11 protein-coding genes are annotated in these 17,790 nt (G+C 50.3%); 6 read left to right on the top strand and 5 right to left on the bottom strand.

Features of this window, described 5'->3' with window-relative positions:
* Positions 1-12: 12 nt before the first annotated feature.
* Positions 13-1,380, bottom strand: coding sequence for an AAA family ATPase (locus HG66A1_RS20750; protein WP_145188381.1), 1,368 nt, complete (start codon positions 1,378-1,380; stop codon positions 13-15).
* A 429-nt stretch (positions 1,381-1,809) separates the two neighbouring features.
* Between HG66A1_RS20750 and HG66A1_RS20745 the strand changes: the two genes are divergently transcribed.
* Positions 1,810-6,984: a WD40 repeat domain-containing protein gene (locus HG66A1_RS20745; RefSeq protein WP_145188378.1), complete on the top strand. Its 5,175-nt coding sequence runs from the start codon at positions 1,810-1,812 to the stop codon at positions 6,982-6,984.
* A gap of 44 nt (positions 6,985-7,028) precedes the next feature.
* A complete protein-coding gene (locus HG66A1_RS20740) occupies positions 7,029-7,571 on the top strand; it encodes a hypothetical protein (protein ID WP_145188376.1) in 543 nt (180 codons plus the stop codon).
* A gap of 28 nt (positions 7,572-7,599) precedes the next feature.
* Here HG66A1_RS20740 and HG66A1_RS20735 read toward each other — a convergent pair whose 3' ends face one another.
* The 4 genes from HG66A1_RS20735 to HG66A1_RS20720 form a co-directional block, all read right to left on the bottom strand.
* Positions 7,600-8,364 carry a nucleotidyl transferase AbiEii/AbiGii toxin family protein gene (locus HG66A1_RS20735; RefSeq protein ID WP_145188373.1) on the bottom strand — a complete coding sequence of 255 codons (765 nt, stop codon included), beginning with the start codon at positions 8,362-8,364 and terminating at the stop codon, positions 7,600-7,602.
* Complete coding sequence (locus tag HG66A1_RS20730; protein ID WP_145188370.1) at positions 8,358-9,359, bottom strand: hypothetical protein; 1,002 nt, start codon at positions 9,357-9,359, stop codon at positions 8,358-8,360. Before HG66A1_RS20730 ends, HG66A1_RS20735 begins: the two co-directional genes overlap by 7 nt.
* 418 nt (positions 9,360-9,777) lie before the next feature.
* Positions 9,778-10,836 (bottom strand): ATP-binding protein, encoded by a 1,059-nt coding sequence (locus tag HG66A1_RS20725; protein WP_145188367.1) that lies wholly within the window; start codon positions 10,834-10,836, stop codon positions 9,778-9,780.
* Positions 10,837-10,955: 119 nt separating this feature from the next.
* Entirely contained in the window at positions 10,956-11,150 is a 195-nt protein-coding gene (locus tag HG66A1_RS20720) for a hypothetical protein (protein WP_145188364.1), read from the bottom strand.
* 207 nt (positions 11,151-11,357) lie between these two features.
* Here HG66A1_RS20720 and HG66A1_RS20715 point away from each other — a divergent pair, with 207 nt between their 5' ends.
* The 4 genes from HG66A1_RS20715 (at position 11,358) to HG66A1_RS20700 (ending at position 17,758) form a co-directional block, all read left to right on the top strand.
* On the top strand, positions 11,358-12,395 hold the full coding sequence (locus HG66A1_RS20715) for a hypothetical protein (protein WP_145188361.1): 1,038 nt from the start codon (positions 11,358-11,360) through the stop codon (positions 12,393-12,395).
* 404 nt (positions 12,396-12,799) lie between these two features.
* The gene (locus tag HG66A1_RS20710; RefSeq protein ID WP_145188359.1) at positions 12,800-16,000 is read left to right on the top strand and encodes a hypothetical protein; all 3,201 of its coding nucleotides are present in this window, start codon (positions 12,800-12,802) and stop codon (positions 15,998-16,000) included.
* A gap of 148 nt (positions 16,001-16,148) precedes the next feature.
* Complete coding sequence (locus tag HG66A1_RS20705; RefSeq protein ID WP_145188356.1) at positions 16,149-16,613, top strand: hypothetical protein; 465 nt, start codon at positions 16,149-16,151, stop codon at positions 16,611-16,613.
* 152 nt (positions 16,614-16,765) lie between these two features.
* Entirely contained in the window at positions 16,766-17,758 is a 993-nt protein-coding gene (locus HG66A1_RS20700; RefSeq protein ID WP_145188353.1) for a hypothetical protein, read from the top strand.
* Positions 17,759-17,790 lie beyond the last annotated feature (32 nt).

Raw genomic sequence — 17,790 nt, 5'->3', positions numbered from 1 at the left:
AAGATTCTTGAATTATTCGACAAATCGAGCAAAGAGTTGCTGAAGACGCGCTCGCTCACCAACGTCGCCTCCATCGTCATCCAGGAAAAAGTGATTCAGTATGCAGAACTCAAGTGCATTCACGAGACTGATGCCACCAGCGACTTGTCGACCTGCTGCAAGCAGCAGACGAGTCGAGATTTTTGTCAGAAAATCACCTTCGTCAGCCTGATCGCGTTGTCGCTGTGCGATCCGTAACATCTGCTTGGCATCTTGATCATCCAGACCAGGACAGCCTGAAAGCAGGATGGCCAGCTCTTTATCAAACGGAGGAAAGTCGAGGGGGATGACTGAATGGAATCGACCTGTTAATGCTTTGTCCAACTGTGAAGTACCTGTGTACTCCAAACCAGCGTTTGCAGTGCCGAAAAAGCAGACATTCTCTGCTCTGTGGATGATGGCAGAATCTTCACTTTCATCCAGGCACAGATACCCCTGGTGGTCAAGCAATGTCAGGATAATATTCCAGGGATCGCACCCAGAACGACTGACCTCATCCAGAAGCACACAAGTATTCGGAGACTCAATAGCCGACACAAAATTGGATTTTTTGAATGTTGTTCCCTTGGCCCGACTCAAATGAGTGTTCCCGATGAGGGCCGAGCGCGGATCACTCATCGCGCCAAAATTGAATTTGGCTAATGGGCGTTTAGATCGTTGCGCGAATTTTTCAACGAGCGTTGACTTTCCGCACCCGGAAGGTCCTACCAGTAAAACACATCCACTATGAGCTGCTTCAAAACAGATTTGATCCCAGACTTTCGGCGCAACGTAGAACTCGGACTCATCTGGCCGAGGTAGTCGCCAGTCTATTAAGTCTGAGCTAGAGTCCACGAGTCGTACACTTTTCTTTACTCCAGGTGAAACAACTTGCCCTTTGTGCACTGGCGACTCTTCAAGATGTGACTGAAGTGCGATCATTCTTTGCACACGTTGACGAATCTCACGGAGTGATTCTGTGGTTAGTGCATCAAGCAGGCTGTCACGATTGTCTCTATTGATGACGCGTAATACGGTCGCGGCTTTAGACCACTCGATCGAATTTAATTGCTCGGACGTCAGTTCAAGCTCTCCGAAGACTCTGTGAATACGGATCAACTCCTGTGCTTTGCGGAGACCGAAGGGACATTCGTTGCGGACGAACTCTTTGAACGATGCATACCCACAATCGGCCCAGTGGTATGAATCTCTGATAATGCCGAGCAATGCAGGGCCGTTTCCGCACAACCGATCGATTTCGTCTGATGGTATTTGACGAAATTGTTCAATAACGACATCTCCTCTCTTGGATGAGGTGGATTCTTCCAGTTTGATACATGTGCTACTACATTCAGAATTCATCAGTTTCTCCTGGCTAGTTTCGGGTCGAATAGCGTTTATCGATGCTGTTTGAAGTCCCTTTACCTCACAGAGGACAGCGGCGGTATATCTTCAGCCCAGAGCACAAAAAAATCTGAATTTATTGAATAATTTATTAAAACCAGCCAGAAGTATGGTCACGTGAACACTTCTTTTGTTGAGCGCAGGCGCTTGCATTAAAGAAATCAAGCATTGCTCATATATGACCTGAACTGCTCAGTGGAATGGCGACAGCTACACGATTCGGCGTAGCTTTAGTCAACATGACTCTGTCGCTCAGGGAACTGTGCGCCTTGCAAGATCTGTAATCTCAATACAACCTTTGCTCAGTACCTTTCTCTGCCCGTCGGTTGATCTTTTCTCTGAGTCCATGTGATAATTGACTAAAGTTCATCCATTAGAAAGGACACCATGGTCACCGGTCAGTATTCTCCCCGCGCGGCATATCGTTTCTCCCTGTTCCGTCAATCCGGAGCCAGACGGGTTCAGCCTCGCTGGGAGGATTCTGAATGGGAGCTGAAAGAAAAGTTTCGAGAGCTGCAAAGTCCCGACGACCCGGCCCTGGATATCCTGGCCCTGATAGAACTCAGGCAGCGGGCTGAGGCGGTCTTTGTTAACTGGCACAAAGATCAGTTCAAGTCGTTACCTTCCGATGAGGATCGACGCTGGTTTCTGGAGCAGGTCAAGGCTCTGACCACACCCGCCACATTTTTCACCTGGGCTGGCTCTGAAACGAAAGCTCCTCTGTATCATCCGCTCCCGGTGATCCAGCGCAAAGCAGTGGGCTCGGAAACCAAAATCATCGAAAAGGCCAGCCAGCTGAGTGAGTTTCTGATTCAATTGCAGCAGGAACAGAGTCGACAGGGCGTACTGATTACCACCCGCAGCGGCGGTGGAAAAACCGTGGCCTGCCGCCAGGCGGACTTACTGTTTCTGGGGATGCAGCAACGGGCAGCAGACGAACAGAAACGGCAACCGTCTTCGGCAACGATCCCCGTCTGGATATCGTTGCAGCATGCGACCGGATTCAAACAAGAAATAGCCTCACATATGAAGGGAAAGTCGTATCAGGAGCAAATCGATCTGGATATGATGATCAAACTTCTCGTGGCGAATGCCCATAAAGAGCTCGCGACTACAGACGACGAACTCCTGGCACGCCAGCGGGCCATGCATCGACAGCTGCACTTCGGTCCATCGCTGGTCCTGTTCTTTGATCTCAACCATGCCAATGAGCTGGACCGGGAACTGTATACAGAAGCTATCATTGCCTTCCAGAAGCACCCCCAGCTGGGCAAAAAACACCGCTGCGTCGTGGTGTATCGCGGCGCCGGTAAAGGCGACCGCGTGATACAGCGACTGCTCTCGAATACCGATCATCATTGGCCCGGATTTCAGGAGTACGATCTGAAAACGATCGAAGATAAGCAGGCCATCGATTATTGTGGCCAAATCCGTGAATTTGAACAGCGGCTGTGGAAGGATTCCGAGAACGGGCTGACGAATCAGATCAACGAGCAGTTTAAGAAACAGAAGCCGGACCTGGTCCCCTGTAAGCTGGTTCTGGATGGTAGTGAGCAGCAGACCCGCACGCTGCTGCAACAGCTCATTCGTCGGTCCCGGATGGCCAAATCATATGAGAGCGACTCGAAACAGGCCAGGGAAGAAGATAACGACTCACTGATCAGCGTTCCTCTGCTGATGCACTGGGTTTCGTTGCTGGATCCCCAGGTCCTGTCACGCATCGCCAATCTGACGCACCTGTATCGGGAGATCGTGAGCCAGCATCTGAGACGCGAACATCCGCAAATGGGCCTTCATCAGAATCTGATTGATTTAAAAATATATCAGACGGGTGAAGCGAAAAACAGAAAACCTGTGACCGGAAAAATTGTCACGGGGATGACCAGAATTGCCTTGGCGATTCTAGCACAAGGGGCCGGCACGACTATTGAAGTCGACGAAGCCTGTGAACTGCTGGAAGATCCGTCCGAGTATCCCGAGGATGATTCTCGGGACTGGCATCTCAAGAGTTCTAATATGCCGTCGTTAGCGAAGTCGGACTACAATCACCAGGAATTTACACCGGAAGAAGCGCAGGCCATTCTCCGCCATGGTCTGTTTCGGCAGGAAGGAGACCAGCTACGGTTTGCCCATGATTCGTTGATTTACTATTTCGCAGGAATGGCATTGCGAGAATTTAAAAAACCGGGGAAACCGGGAACCAGCAGTATCTTGCCGGAGACCTGGGCTGCAGCGATTGCTGATATTCTGCTTCAAAATCCTGATCGCTGGGTGCTACCAGCCGAGTTTCTAGGAGGGGCAATGCTTCTGCCCCCGGAAAACGGCAGGCTGAAAGGGCAGCCTTCTCAAGCGCTGAGAGAACTGGTAATGCGACTGGCAGCCTTCTGGCCTGATTTACCTCGTGACGAAGCAATCGCGTTCATGGAGCCGGTGCCGAAACTGGCCTCGCGTCTCTGTAGTACACAACCGCGTGACTGGGTCTTGCAGCAGGTTTATAAGGCAACCAACGATCACAACCGGTTTGCGTGGAAGCATCCTCATCTGCTGTTGCAGGAAGTAATGAACCGTTGTCGCTGGTTTGGTGCTCCAGGTAATGAGGTGGAGCAGTGGGCCAGGCAACTAGATGTGCCTCTTGAAGAAGGCTCATCTTCAAGAAACACCAGAAGGCCTGGGTGGCTGAAGAAAAAGCTGGGATTACGTCTTTCGGATACATTAACCATTGAGGGGGCCCATACAGGCTCAATTGACCGTTTAACAGTGTATGAGGGACTTGATGGCCCGCGAATCGTATCGGTGGGGGGGGACAAACGAATTGTAATCATTGATCCCCTGACCGGTGCCATCGAGCAGACCTTTAATTACGCCCATACAGGATCAATTAAAAGTTTGATTGTGTATGAGGGACCGAATGGGCCTCGGTTTGTCTCGGTGGGGCAAGACAATCGGATCGTGATCATTATTCCTGAAACCGGGGAAGTGGAGCGGCGCCTAACGGTAAATCATAAGGGCTCAGTTGACAGTTTAACCGTATATGAGGGGCCTGATGGCCCGCGGATTGTCTCGGTGAGGTACGACAGCAAAGGGTTCTTTATCGGTGATCCAAAGATCTTGATCAGTGATCTACGGACCGGAACCGTCGAGCGCATCATTGAAGTCGCTCATACCGGCAGGATTAACAGAGTGACTGTGTATGCCGGTCCTGATGGCCCACGGATTATCTCCGAGGGTGACGACAATCGAGTTGTGATCAGTGATCCCCGGACCGGTACGGTGGAGCGGACGATCAAAAATATCCATACAGAAATAATGCACATCGCGTATATCGCCCTTAATGATGCGCGGATCTTCTCGAAGACGAGTGACCAAAGGATCTTTAACATTGATCCATGGACCGGAACCTTCGAACAGATCTCCTGGGAATACATTTCTGCACTTATGGTGAACTATGAAGGTCCGGAGGGGCCCCGAATCGTCACAGTGGATGACGACAAACGGATCGTGATCACTATTCCTGAAACCGGGGAAGTGGAGCGGCGCCTAACGGTAAAACATAAGGGCTCAATTAACAGTTTAACCGTATATGAGGGGCCAGATGGCCCACGGATTGTCTCGGTTGGAAACCACAGTCGGATAGTGATCAGTAATCCCGGTACCGGAATTGTCGAGCGGACCATCAAGGGGGCCCATAAAGGGATGGTAACCACTTTGTCCGTATATGATACTCCTAAGGGGCTGCGAATTGTTTCAACGGGGGGGGACCGACGGATCGTGATCAGCGATCCCCGAACCGGAACCATTGAACGGACCATCAAGGGGGCCCATAAAGGGAGGATAACCCTTGTGACCGTATATGATACTCCTAAGGGGCTGCGAATTGTTTCAACGGGGGAGGACCGACGGATCGTAATCAGCGATCCCCTTACCGGAACCGTTGAGCGAACCATCAAGGAAGCTCATAGAAACTTGATTAACTGCGTAGAGGTCTATGAAGGTCCGGAGGGTCCGCGGATTGTCACAGTGGTTGACGACAAACGGATCGTGATCAGTAATCCCCGTACCGGAATTATCGAGCGGACAATCGAGGGCGCCCATACAGACCAAATTAGCAGTGTAGGGGCCTATGAGGGACCAGATGGCCTGCGGATCGTCTCGGCGGGTGACGACAAACGGATCGTGTTCATTGATCCTCAGACCGGAATCATCGAGCGGACAATCGAGGGCGCCCATACAAACTGGATTAAAAGCATGTTGATGTGCACCGGTCCAGATGGCCTGCAGATCGTCTCGGTGAGTGACGACAAACGGATCGTGATCATTGATCCCCAGACCGGAATCATCGAGCGAACAATCAATGGGGCTCATGCAAGCTCAATTGACCGTTTAACCGTATATCACGGTCCTGATGGCCCACGGATTGTCTCGGTGGGTGACGACAGTCGGATTGTGATCAGTGATCCTCGAACAGGAACTGTCGAGCGGACCATCGAAGGCGTCCATACAAGCTGGATTAGAAGTATGATCATGCACGCAGGTCCTGATGGCCCAAGGATCGTCACAGCAGGGAGTGATAATCGGATTGTGATCAATGACCCACGGACCGGAACGATCAAGCGGACCACTGAGGAAGCCCATACAGATAAGATTAACAGTGTGACTGTGTATATTGGCCCGGAGGGGCCGTGGATCATCTCAGCAGGAAACGACCGACGGATTGTGATCAGTGATCTCCGTACCGGAACCATCGAGCGGACGATTGAGGGGGTTCATACTTACTCGATTAGAAGTGTGATCGTGTTTGCCGGTCCTGATGGCCCACGGATTGTCTCGGTGGGTGACGACAGTCGGATTGTGATCAGTGATCCCCAAACCGGTACAGTCGAACGGATTCTCAAGGGGGCCCACTCAGGTTGGATTAACAGTGTAACCGTGTATGGGGATCCGAAGGACCCGCGGATCGTCTCGGCGGGCAATGATAAACGGATTGTGATCAGTAATCCAAAGATTGGAACCGTCGAACGAACCATTGAGGGCGCCCATACAGGCTTGATTAAGAGTATGATTGTGTATGCCGGTCCTGAGGGCCCGAGGATCGTCTCAGCAGGGACTGACAAACGTATTGTGATAATTAATCCCCGTACCGGAACCATCGAGCGGACTATCGAGGGTGCCCATACAGGCTGGATTAGCAGTTTGGCTGTGTATTCCGGTCCTGATGGCTTGCGGATCATCTCGGTGGGGAGGGATCAACGTATCGTGATCATTGATCCCCAGACCGGAACCATCGAACGGACCATTAAAGGTGTCAATACAGACTGGATTAGCAATGTGCACGTGTATGACTGGCTCGATGGCCCGCTGATTATTTCGGTATGCAATGATGGAAAAACAAAACTTTGGAGTCTTGAATCGATTCTTGCCTCAAGAAAAAATTCTTCGTCTTGCGCACAGCCCATCATAACTCTTTTTGTTCAAGCAAATTATATAGCGATCGACCAAGCCAGCAATAGTCTGATCTGTGGTGTTGGAAAACGTCTGGATGTTTATGAATTCATGACGAATTGACCAGATTCAATCAAATCAGGTTGTTTTTGATTGAATCCTTCTTTATGAGGACTCATCATGCAGAAAATGTACTCTACTTCGAAGAGAGGCTAAAGCTGATGTCGAAACACAGCTTTGATGGCACATTTCGCTTTACAGCCTTTCGGACTGCGATCGCGCGTCGACTGGTGACTTCTGATATCGCCGTTGATTCCCCCAATCATTCTACGGCAGACGATCCCGTGCGTGATCTGTTGGGGATGACAGATCTCCGCGACCGTGTCAGACAGGCTTTTCAAAAGTGGTGGACGGCACATGGAAGCGAGATAGCAATAGAGTATGAGCCAGCGCTACGAGAATTTTGTCGTGAACTGTTCTTCTGGACCTCGGCGGATCGCTTCTTCGCCGGCATGTCGGATGCCGACCTCTATTGCCCGGTCCCCATCTGCCTGGCCCATGATTGTCATCGGACCTGGGAGGATCTGACCGATCTACTCCTTGAAACAGCTGGCGACTCCCACGGCCTGCTGATCAGTGCCCGCAGTGGTGGCGGAAAAACGGTGGGGTCGTGGTGCGCCTGGTTTCGCTGTTTCAGTGATCGGCCCTGAATTCCTTAAGCTGAATTCATCAGCAGGGTCAGGGTATCAATCCGAAGTTTTCTCGTAACTGATTCACTATTTGCCCCGGTGGGGGCAAGTTGGGAACTGCCGTATTGATAGCAGGCCAGTCCTCTAAAGCTTCAGCGAAATATTTCAGGAAGGAGCTTAGGTCACTCGCAAGTGTCTCAGGCAGCTGGTGGCGATCTGCAGGGGCTAATGTTCGATATAAGTTGAATACGTCATTTCGGTGCTTTTTGATCTGCCGACTATCGATCTGTTCGCCGTCCTCCCTGCGATTAACAAGATCGAGGTAAGCACGTGCCTTGAGCGGGATCAGACATTGAACTGGAATCGTGGGGACTCCCTCAATTATCAAACGAGAGGAAAGAATGAAATTGTAGTAGTCGTCACCCAGGATGATCGCGGACAGACTTGAAATGTCATGCTCGGCAGGAACGGGTGTCAGATGGTATTTACTCGGTACTTCCAGATAGTTTCGCGTGAATAACTCTATCATTTTGGGATGACCATCGTGTGATGGGTTCTTGAATCGGTAAAACGATGGACGCGACTCGCTTTGCTCCAGACTCGCATATTGCCCCTCTTCAACAAACTCCCAGAAACGCTGAAAGAACTCTGGTGTCAGAGACTCTGTGACAATCACGATATCGAGGTCTTTTGTCGCCCGAAATTCTAATCCGTTGTCGCCCATCCAGAGGTCGCAGGCCGTTCCTCCTATCAATACAAAATCATCCTGAAGTCCGTCGAAGTGCCTCAGGAAATACATTAAACCATTTACCATTTCACTTCCTCCAGCAGTTCTCTCAAAGATACTTGAACCCGTTCGTCTGGATCGTCTCGAAGCGAAAGATACAGCGAAAGATGATCTACATTGATACCATCGGGTGAGAGTAAGCCTGGCGCGTACTTCCAGCGTTCGATCTGGATCGTATCATCATCCGGGTAGGCAGTAGGTTCTATTCTTCTTTCTTCACAAGCTGCTCTGAACGCCCCAGAAGACATTGCTTTTACTGGCTCACGTGAATCCATCATCATTGTAATGTGTGACAGTGCCGTTAGCCCGGCATCATACAGTTGAATCGTCTCATCAAGGACTCTCACTCGCTCTCGTGTCCGCACGGGACTTTCCAGGAACGGTATCGCTGCTTGCCATAGGTCCTGTGATGTCTCCATGAAGGTGAGTAAAGAGTATCGTCCTTTAGAGGTAGGTGCACAGATCGAGGCTGATGTAAGCTCACGATACACGCGCGTCATCGTACTGCGAGAGTAGCCCAGCACCTCCCCCCACTGATTCAGCGGCCAGGGTTCGTTGCCCTCTTTTTTCTGAATTTTGTAGAGAACAAGTGCCTGGGCTGGAGCAGACAACACGTCTTGTTTTATTTCTACTCTACTGCCGCCTTTCGGACTTTCCCGGAGGTCAATTAAGGCTAATGGCAAGTAGGCCTGTCGTTCGGGCACCAGAAAAGGAATTCTGCGTCTCACAAGCCTTTGACGAAGAAAGGATGGTAGTTCTTGGAACACGAATACCACGGGAGATTCGAGTATCCGCTCAGCTACTGTTAATTGCTTTTCGAGTTCAGAAGGTGTGGGAGGTTCTGCTTGAGTTGAGATGAGCAAGACTAACGTACGACCAAAGACCTTAGCCCGATACACGTCGTAGATTTGGCTGAGGAAGATTGGTAGCGACTCTTTGGCAGCATCGTCTGGCAAAGGGCGCGCAGTTGGGGCACCGAGTTCATCAAGGTATTTCAACAGTTCGTTAACGAGTGAATCCAAGCCGTGAACCTCATGAGTCAAGGTGCCGTATGATCTCAAACATTTTGGCATCGTGCAATGGTCTGCAACATATTGGCTATCAGGCTATAATGTGCCCTGCATCTGCACTATATCATATATTATGGTATAGTGCAATTCTATGACGTACATATCTGCTGTTAGAACAATATATGACCAGTGTTAGAAAGACTGCTTTCGGAAAAAGTGGAGTCAATGAGGATGCGAAATGGTATTGTAAGTGCATATAATAAATTGCTTTATGTAAAATTGATGTGTTGCAGGTTGACTCCCCACCACACCCGAATAAACAGGAGCTTTTCATCTTGATTATCCGAATGACAAAAGTGACACGAGTGACAGTTTGTGAAATTGTCACTCGTGTCATCGGGTGTCATTTTATGGAGCAAGTAGATCCCAATCACGATTCCTCGAGCTCCTTAAGCCGGCGGTAGAATGTCCGCCTGCATTTTCCGGTCTGCAATGTCCAGGCGGCAATTCGTGCTTCTGGTTCATTATGTTCGGCAAGAATCTCAGCGAGAATAGCCTTATCCTGAGCCTTGCGAGCCTCGCGAGAGACAGTGAATTGCTGTTTTTCACTGTATTCTGGTTGATTCACTTCCTGGTCCAGCGTGCTGCGAATCAGATCGCGCCACTCGACTTCGGTATCACCGCTCTCGCAATGGCAGAAGTCCGACAAAGCTTTATCCAGATACAGTCTCAGATCCAGGCGACGACTTCGCTCTCGACATTCGGCGATCAGAAAGTCAGCAACAAGTTGACACTGCTGTGGACGTAAGTAAAAGACATGTTCACCCGTGTTTCTTTCCCATCCCTTTGAAGCCAGATCGCGGATTACCGCTTCCATCTCCAGCTCATTCGGTTCGTAGCGAATGATATGGGTTCGACTGCTGAGTGCATCCAGTACCGGATCATTGTAGCTGTTATTCATATCGAGATTGGAGATGCAGATCAGTCCGCCATGGAATACCGTTTTGCGATCACGTCCCTGGCGTTTGTATTTCACTACTCGAACGCCGTTGACGTGATTACCCAATGCTGCCAGCAGCAACTGCTGGGCGAGTGGCTGCTCGAATAAGAGATGAACATCATCGAGGACCAGTATCTCATTACTGTGTTCTTCGATCAGCTCAAACAGTCCCATGGGAGTCAGATGTCCGCGGTGATAGACGTAGTTTTTTGAGTGCGGACTTTCCCCCTGGATGCGGTTGAGGGTTTCGAGGACTTTGTACGTTTTGCCTGTGCCATGAGGGCCGAAGAGATAGAGGCCAGGATAAACTCCATCCCAGACACCTTCAATCCGTGTGCGCATAATCCCCTCCTTCTTGTCCAGTTGATTCAGGGCAATTTGCAACGACTCCTCAGTTGACTTTTGATAAACTGCTGAGTCGCGGCGCGGCTCCCGTTCTCGATCAAAATCGTCTGCATCGTGCGGCCGATTGTTTGTGTTATAGGTCATGGTAATTCTCTCCTGATGTCGGATGTGAGATAAAAACTGCCACAGGCTGTGGCATGTCTGCCAATGCCAATAAAAAACCAGGGTTGCAGCACTTGGCATGCAACCCTGGTTGGTGTTCCCTATTCTCCAGATGAATTTTCACGCTGTTTGAGGACATCCCAGGCAGAATTACCTGAAGGGATGATGTCATCGGGCAGATCCCAGCCCCCCTCAGAATGATGGGAAGCTTTTCCAGAACCAGGTGTGTTTTCGGAGCTCTGCTCCAATTTGGTGCCACCAACTTCTGACTGCGGCTGTGAGTTGAAATTTTTCATTAGTAGGTCCTTGTTGAAACGAATAAACACTTTGGCACAACACAATACTGCGCCCTCTGTCAACCAGAGGAAAAAGTGTGAAAGATTTCAGAAGAATTACTTCCAATTTTTCACTGAAATCTGAGGTCCCTTTTCCTATGGAGGTTGAAAGCCCTTTATCCACGCCGTGGATGACTTTCATTTATCTATTCAGAAGGGACTGGCACTATGAAAAATATCTGTAATTCCGGCTTCAAAAACGTGATCGTGATTGGTACAGGAGAAGTGGTCGCAAAACGTGTACGCCCGTCGCTACAGTTATTGGTGATCGAGGGACTGATTGAACGGATCTGTTATTGTGATCTTCATCAAAAGTCCCCCTTCAAGGACCACACGGCGGCAGAGTTCTACTGTCCCGTTACTACTAAAGGACTGGACCTCAAAAATTTAAGTCGGCTTGATTTTCTCGGGCAGGAAACATTAGTGCTGGTTTGTACGTCAACCGCCTATCATGCATTTTATGCCAAACAGGCCTACGGGCATGTGGGACGAATTGCCGTAGAGAAGCCGCTGACAGACGATATCACGACTGCGGAAGCACTGCTGCCTCTGGAGGATACCGTCTACCCGATCGGACATCAGCTTTTCAAACAGGAGATGCTGGATCTGACGAAACGGTTTGCCAATAAGACAACCAGCCTGTCGAAGATTGCCAGAGCTGAATTTGATCTTCTGGAAACGCGCGGGATCGATAACCGGCAGGTTGACCCTGCCACCTGGGATGTTGGCTGGCATGGATTGGAGTGTCTGCTGGCTCCCATTCGCAAGCAGGATCGGCTGGCTCTCCTGGAATTGCACCGTACGTTTTCAGGGAGCTATACACGAGGGAACGAACAGGCTGATGTCAGTACGTTAACCCGTATTGAGGGCGCCATCGGTCTCGAAGATCGTCAGATCCCTTTTGTCATCCGTGCAGGGAAAGCGGTCGCTACCGAACAGAAAACTGTGCGGTTTTATGATGATCAGGACAGAATCGTGGATGAGGCCTCTCTGAGTGAGTCCGGCTCAGATGCGCACGAACGTCTGATTCGTGAATTGCTGAGTCCAGGCGAACCGGACATGCAGCTCGACCTCGACCATGTGATTGAGGTCGTCATCGCCTGTGAGTCCTGCACGTTTAATTCCATTGACTGTGGTACTTATGAGTTTGGTTGCACACCGTCCTGGATGAACTCCCCGGTTGACCTTTCTCTGCCCGTCGGTTGATCTTTTCTCTCGGCCCATGTGATAATTGACTAAGGTTCATCTCCCAGAAAGGACACCATGGTCACCCAGCAGTATTCTTCCCACGCGGCGTATCGTTTCTCCCTGTTCCGTCACTCCGGAGCCAGACGGGTTCAGCCGCGCTGGGAGGAATCTGAACGGGAGCTGAAAGAACAGTGTCGACAACTGCAAAACCGATCAGCACAATCTTCCCTGTGGGTCATAAACTAACAACCGATCAACACAAAAATGGTTTGATCTGCTGGAGAAGAAAACACTTGGAAGTCTATGAATTCATGACGAATTGATCAGATTCAATCAAATCAGGTTGTTTTTTGATTTTCTATTTATTTGTGAGAGCTCATCATGCAGAAAATGGACTCAATTTCGAAGAGAGGCATACTCTGATGTCGATACGCAACATTGATGGCACATTCCGTTTCACAGCCTTTCGGACTGCGATCGCGCGTCGACTGGTGACTCCTGATATCGCCGTTGATTCTCCTAATCACTCCACGCCAGACGATCCTGTTCGTGACCTGTTGGGGATGACAGAACTCCGCGACCGTGCCAGGCGGGCATACGAAGAGTGGTGGACGGAGCATGGCAACGAAATCGCAACAGAGTATGAGCCCGCACTACGAGAGTTTTGTCGCGAACTTTTCTTCTGGACCTCGGCGGATCGTTTCTTTGCCAGCATGCCGGATGCCGATCTCTACTACCCGGTCCCCATCTGCCTGGCCAAGGATTGTGATAAGACCTGGGAGGATCTGGCCGATTTACTCCTCAAAACAGCCGGCGACTCCCATGGGCTGCTGATCAGTGCCCGCAGTGGTGGCGGAAAAACTGTGGGATCGTGGTGCGCCTGGTTTCGCTGTTTCAGTGATCGTACCTGGATTCCCTATCCGAACCAGCCCGAGACACATCGACTTGCTCCCGCGTCAGCAGGTAGTGTTGCCGCGCCGCTGGCTGGCTTTCTGCCGGTGTGGATCGATGTCGCCGATAGTACGCTGCTTAAAGGCGATGAAGACGGTTCCATCCTGAAACTGATCGCCAGGCAGTGTCTGGGGCATCTGAATCTCGATGAAGATGCTCGGCTTCGTCTCCTGAATCGCTATCTGCAATTGGGCTCACAGAAGTTCCTCCTGTTTTTTGATCTTAATCATGCCCCGGCAGAGGTACGAGACCGCTATGCAGAAGCACTCATTCGGTTTCAGAATTGTTATGGTCCTGGCCTGGGACATCGCTGCATCGTTATCTACAGTGCAACAGGGCAAAGGGGCGAGTATCCACCCAACATGATTCACAGTGAGACAAGCGCCCCCTGCTTCATTAAGTACCATTTGTCACCTCTGAATGATAGGGTGGCCATCGATTATCTCGCACGGATACGTAATGCGGAAAATGGTCTGTTCGACCATCTTGATCACTGGCTGCAAAACTGGTCTGGAGATCCGGATGCTTCATTACCTCGCAGCAAACATGATCCCAAAACAGAACTGACACACCTCAATAGACTACTCCGTCTTCGGCGTTGGTCCGTCGATTGTGATCTTGCGATAGTCGCTAGTGATATTAGGAAAGATGATACTGAGGAACAGGAAACGTTCATCACCATTCCTTTATTGATGCATTGGTTTTCAGAGTTTCCTCCTGAAGTCCTTGATCGCATCGGAAATTTATCGCACATATACACCATAATGACCTGGCAACACCTTGAGCGGGAAAAATCTGATTGGCGGCGCAATACTTCACAACTCTCCTCCGAGGATATGCTCTCCGCCCTACAGCGGCTGGCCCTGGCGATTCTGGCCCAACAGGGAACGACTCGTCTTCGCATCGAAGAGGCCAAACGACTATTCACTGATCCTCAGTTGGGCAACCGTCGCAATAAGGGCCGTCAATCCTGGATGCCTGTAGGAGATCTACTAACGGGGACATCGACATATTCTCGTGTCTTCACAGAGAATGAACTAAACGTTATCTATGAAATGGGATTGCTGCGAAAAACGCGAGACAGCATCGGTTTTGCGCATGACTCGCTAATTTACTATTTCGCCGCTCGGGCTTTGCGAGAATACGATGGTGCTGTGCTTTCCTCACACGAGGAAAGGTTAGATGCTACATGGCCTCAAGCGATCGCAAATACCTTGCTGGATGACCCTGCCCGCTGGTTACTGGTGGTAGAATTCCTGGGAGAACTGATATGGACTCCCGATTATGGATCCAGTGAGGAAATTCCTCGACATAATCAGAACCTGTTACGGGAGTTGGTATCTCGACTGGTTACCTTCTGGCCTGATTTACCTCGCGATGAAGCGATGGAGTTCATGAAACCGGTACCTGAACTGGTCTGGCGTCTGTGCAGTTCCAAAGCGAATAACATCAACGACGACGTATTGCGTGTAGTTTTCAGACATACCAATCAGAACAGTCAGTTTTTATTCGAAAGTCCTCATCTGCTGTTGCAGGAGGTTCTCAATGAATGTTCCTGGTATGCTGTAGGAGATTCGTATCCTAGTCTCGGTAGGGAAGTGGTGCCGTGGGGTATGCAACTAGATAGATACTCTAAGAAATTTGACTCTGCTAATCCGCACTGCCGCCCGGAATGGTTGAAAAAAATTCAAGGTGTAAGATTGTCAGATGAGGAGATTTATACAGATAAAGGTGTTGATGTGGTTGTCTACACAGCCCCAGTAGGCCTGCGGATTGTCGCGGTGGTGAGGAACTATATCGTGATCTACAATCCATACACTGCGGAGGTGGAGCAAAAAATCAAATTGGCTAACGTGATTTCCATAGATTTTGTGGCCGTGTATGAAAGCACCGAAGGACCACGGGTCGTCGCGGGGGCGGGAAACTATATGAATATCTGCAATCCGTGCACCGGAGAGGTAGAGCAAGAAATCGAGGAGCCATGTGAACACCCTGATGGTGGGCGAAACCGCCGTATAGCATGTATAGTCACGTATTCAGGCATGGAGGGGCCAAGGATTGTCTCGAGTAGTAGCGGATGGATAGTAATTCATGATCCACAAACAGGGAATGTGGTGCAAACCATTGAGACTCCCCTTGGATTTGTAAACAGCATGTCTGTATACCATGGTCAAGAAGGACCACGGATTGTTTTGGTGGGGTCGGAGATCGTGATTTGCGATCCCAAAACAGGGAAGGTGGAGCGAATTCTCGAAGGGGGGCATAGATGGAGTACTAGCGGAGTCACTTTTGACTCGGTTGAGAGTGCGGCAGTATTTGAAAGCCCGGATGGGCTACGACTCGTCTCGGGGGGAATGGATGATCGGCTCCTGATCAGAAACCTGCAAAATGGTAGGGTGGAGCAGGCAATTGCCCATGCAGGCTACATAGATGATTTGATGGTTTGCTCACACCCGGAAGGTCCGCGGATCATTTCAAGTTCTCATAGAGGAATCAAGTTCTGGGACCTTAAACAAATTCTATCCTGGACTGGGGACTCAGCAAATCAACCTCTGCCAATCAGCGAATTCGAGCTTCTTAACGGTTTGATGATGGCGATTGATGAAGCCAATCAGCATCTTTTCGTCGGCACCATAGGTGGTTTTGAAGTTTATGAATTCGTGACAAATTAGTCGGTTTCCATAAAACTAACTGAAATCTTTCTAACTCTCTCCTATGTAGGGTGTGGTGACAAGGGACAAACAAGCCAGATCGCCTGGCAGCCTGCGTTGCATCAGCCTGGTCCGGTTAACCAGCCGGTCAATCAGAAGGAGAGACAAAATGTTAAAATGGATAGTCGCCTGGGTCTTTGTGACCTGTATGCTCCAGCTTCTCCCCTCGTCATGGGGAAGCAAGACCGCGCGCTGGCTGGTGGGAGTGCCGGCGGTCTGTGCCCTGGTGGGTGCCGTTGCCAGTGGACTGGCAATTCTGTTTGCCACTCCCGACCGCAGTACCTGGATTCGCACCACTGTCAGTGAACTCGGCAAAAAACTGATGGAAGAGGCAATGCAATTGCCCGTCGAGATCCCGGCACTGATCGGAGTTGCCATTTCCGCGACGATGATGCTGGTTTACTGGCGTCGCCCCAAAAAGAATGTGCCCCGTCGTCGAACTGTCGCTGATACGGGAAACCACGCTTCTAATGGAGACCATCGCTCTGTCTCGCGAGAAGATTTACGCCGCTTGACCCGCCGGGAACGTCAGCCTGCTTTACAGGTGGCTGATCTGCTGAAAAAACGCTCGTAACCTGTGCCCTGTCACGGCCAGTTTCGAGTGGAGTATTGTTTGGCTTATGAGTGCTCACGTAGCAGTCTTTGAATCCATTCATTGCAGTGCCGGCAATCGAATGAGAATGAACCGTTTTCGCGTCAAATCATCCAATCCTGAAGGAGAATCAGATGAAGTTTTTAAAATCACTCAAGACAAAGCAGCGACAAATTATCGATAAAATTCAGTTTAACATGCAAATGATTGCCACCGGAGCAACCGGTAAAACGGCGATCCAGACAGCCTGGTTTGAACACGCTGTCGATATCCCACTGCCATCGGGACTCACTTTCGGGACGGAAGACCCCATGATGGCCAACGAAATCCTGCAGGATTTGCGTCGACGTCGTATCGAAGCCCATTCAGGTGGCTACATTACCAGCCAGGATGCCTACAAAATGCGTTTTGAGCTCTGTGATGCGGAAAATGTGGTCGCCGAATTGCATACCAATGAAGCCATCGGTCAGGTCCTGACGGGCACAACCAGTGGCAGCAGTGAACAGGAACTCCATGAGTACGATGGTCTGTTAAACCGGGCATCCAATTCTCATGCCCTCTTACCCATGGTGGCGCCCCCGCCGTTAGGGGGCTCGCAGGATGATGAATTGCGTTTCATGGAAGACAATCGTCTGGTGGCAAAGTATCTGAGTACCGCATTAAGGCATCATGGAGATCGTGCCTCATGCTCAGTAGGAATTGTCATGACCAAACTCGACACTCTGTTTGACAGTGAAGAGGAAGCCCGCAGCGAGCTCACTGATGAGCTGTTGATGCGTTGGCTGCGTCCGCTGGTTCAGGTGGTCAATCAGTCTCAGAAGGTCTTTAGTGCCGCCATCATTCCGACCAGTGCATTTGGCTGGCAGAATGCGGAGCCGATCCCCAGCACGATCGAAACCGGGGCAACGACCATGTATCGACTGAAAGACCGTTATGCTGAGCCTTATAACACCACGCCTCTGTTGTTATGGACCCTGCTGAATGGATTGTTACCGGTTCAATTAGAGCATACTTCTGCGGAACAGGAGGCTGCTGTCAGCCGCGTGGTTCACATGCTGGATAGTGACCTGGAGCATATGCCCCACTGGTCCATTCCGATTAAAGAAGCAGGTCGTTCATTGATTTGAACCGCCGGAATGAAGATCACAATCACCACAGC

This window comes from Gimesia chilikensis, from assembly GCF_007744075.1.
In the GTDB taxonomy this organism is placed as follows: domain Bacteria; phylum Planctomycetota; class Planctomycetia; order Planctomycetales; family Planctomycetaceae; genus Gimesia; species Gimesia chilikensis_A.
This window is presented reverse-complemented; position numbering and strand designations above follow the sequence as displayed.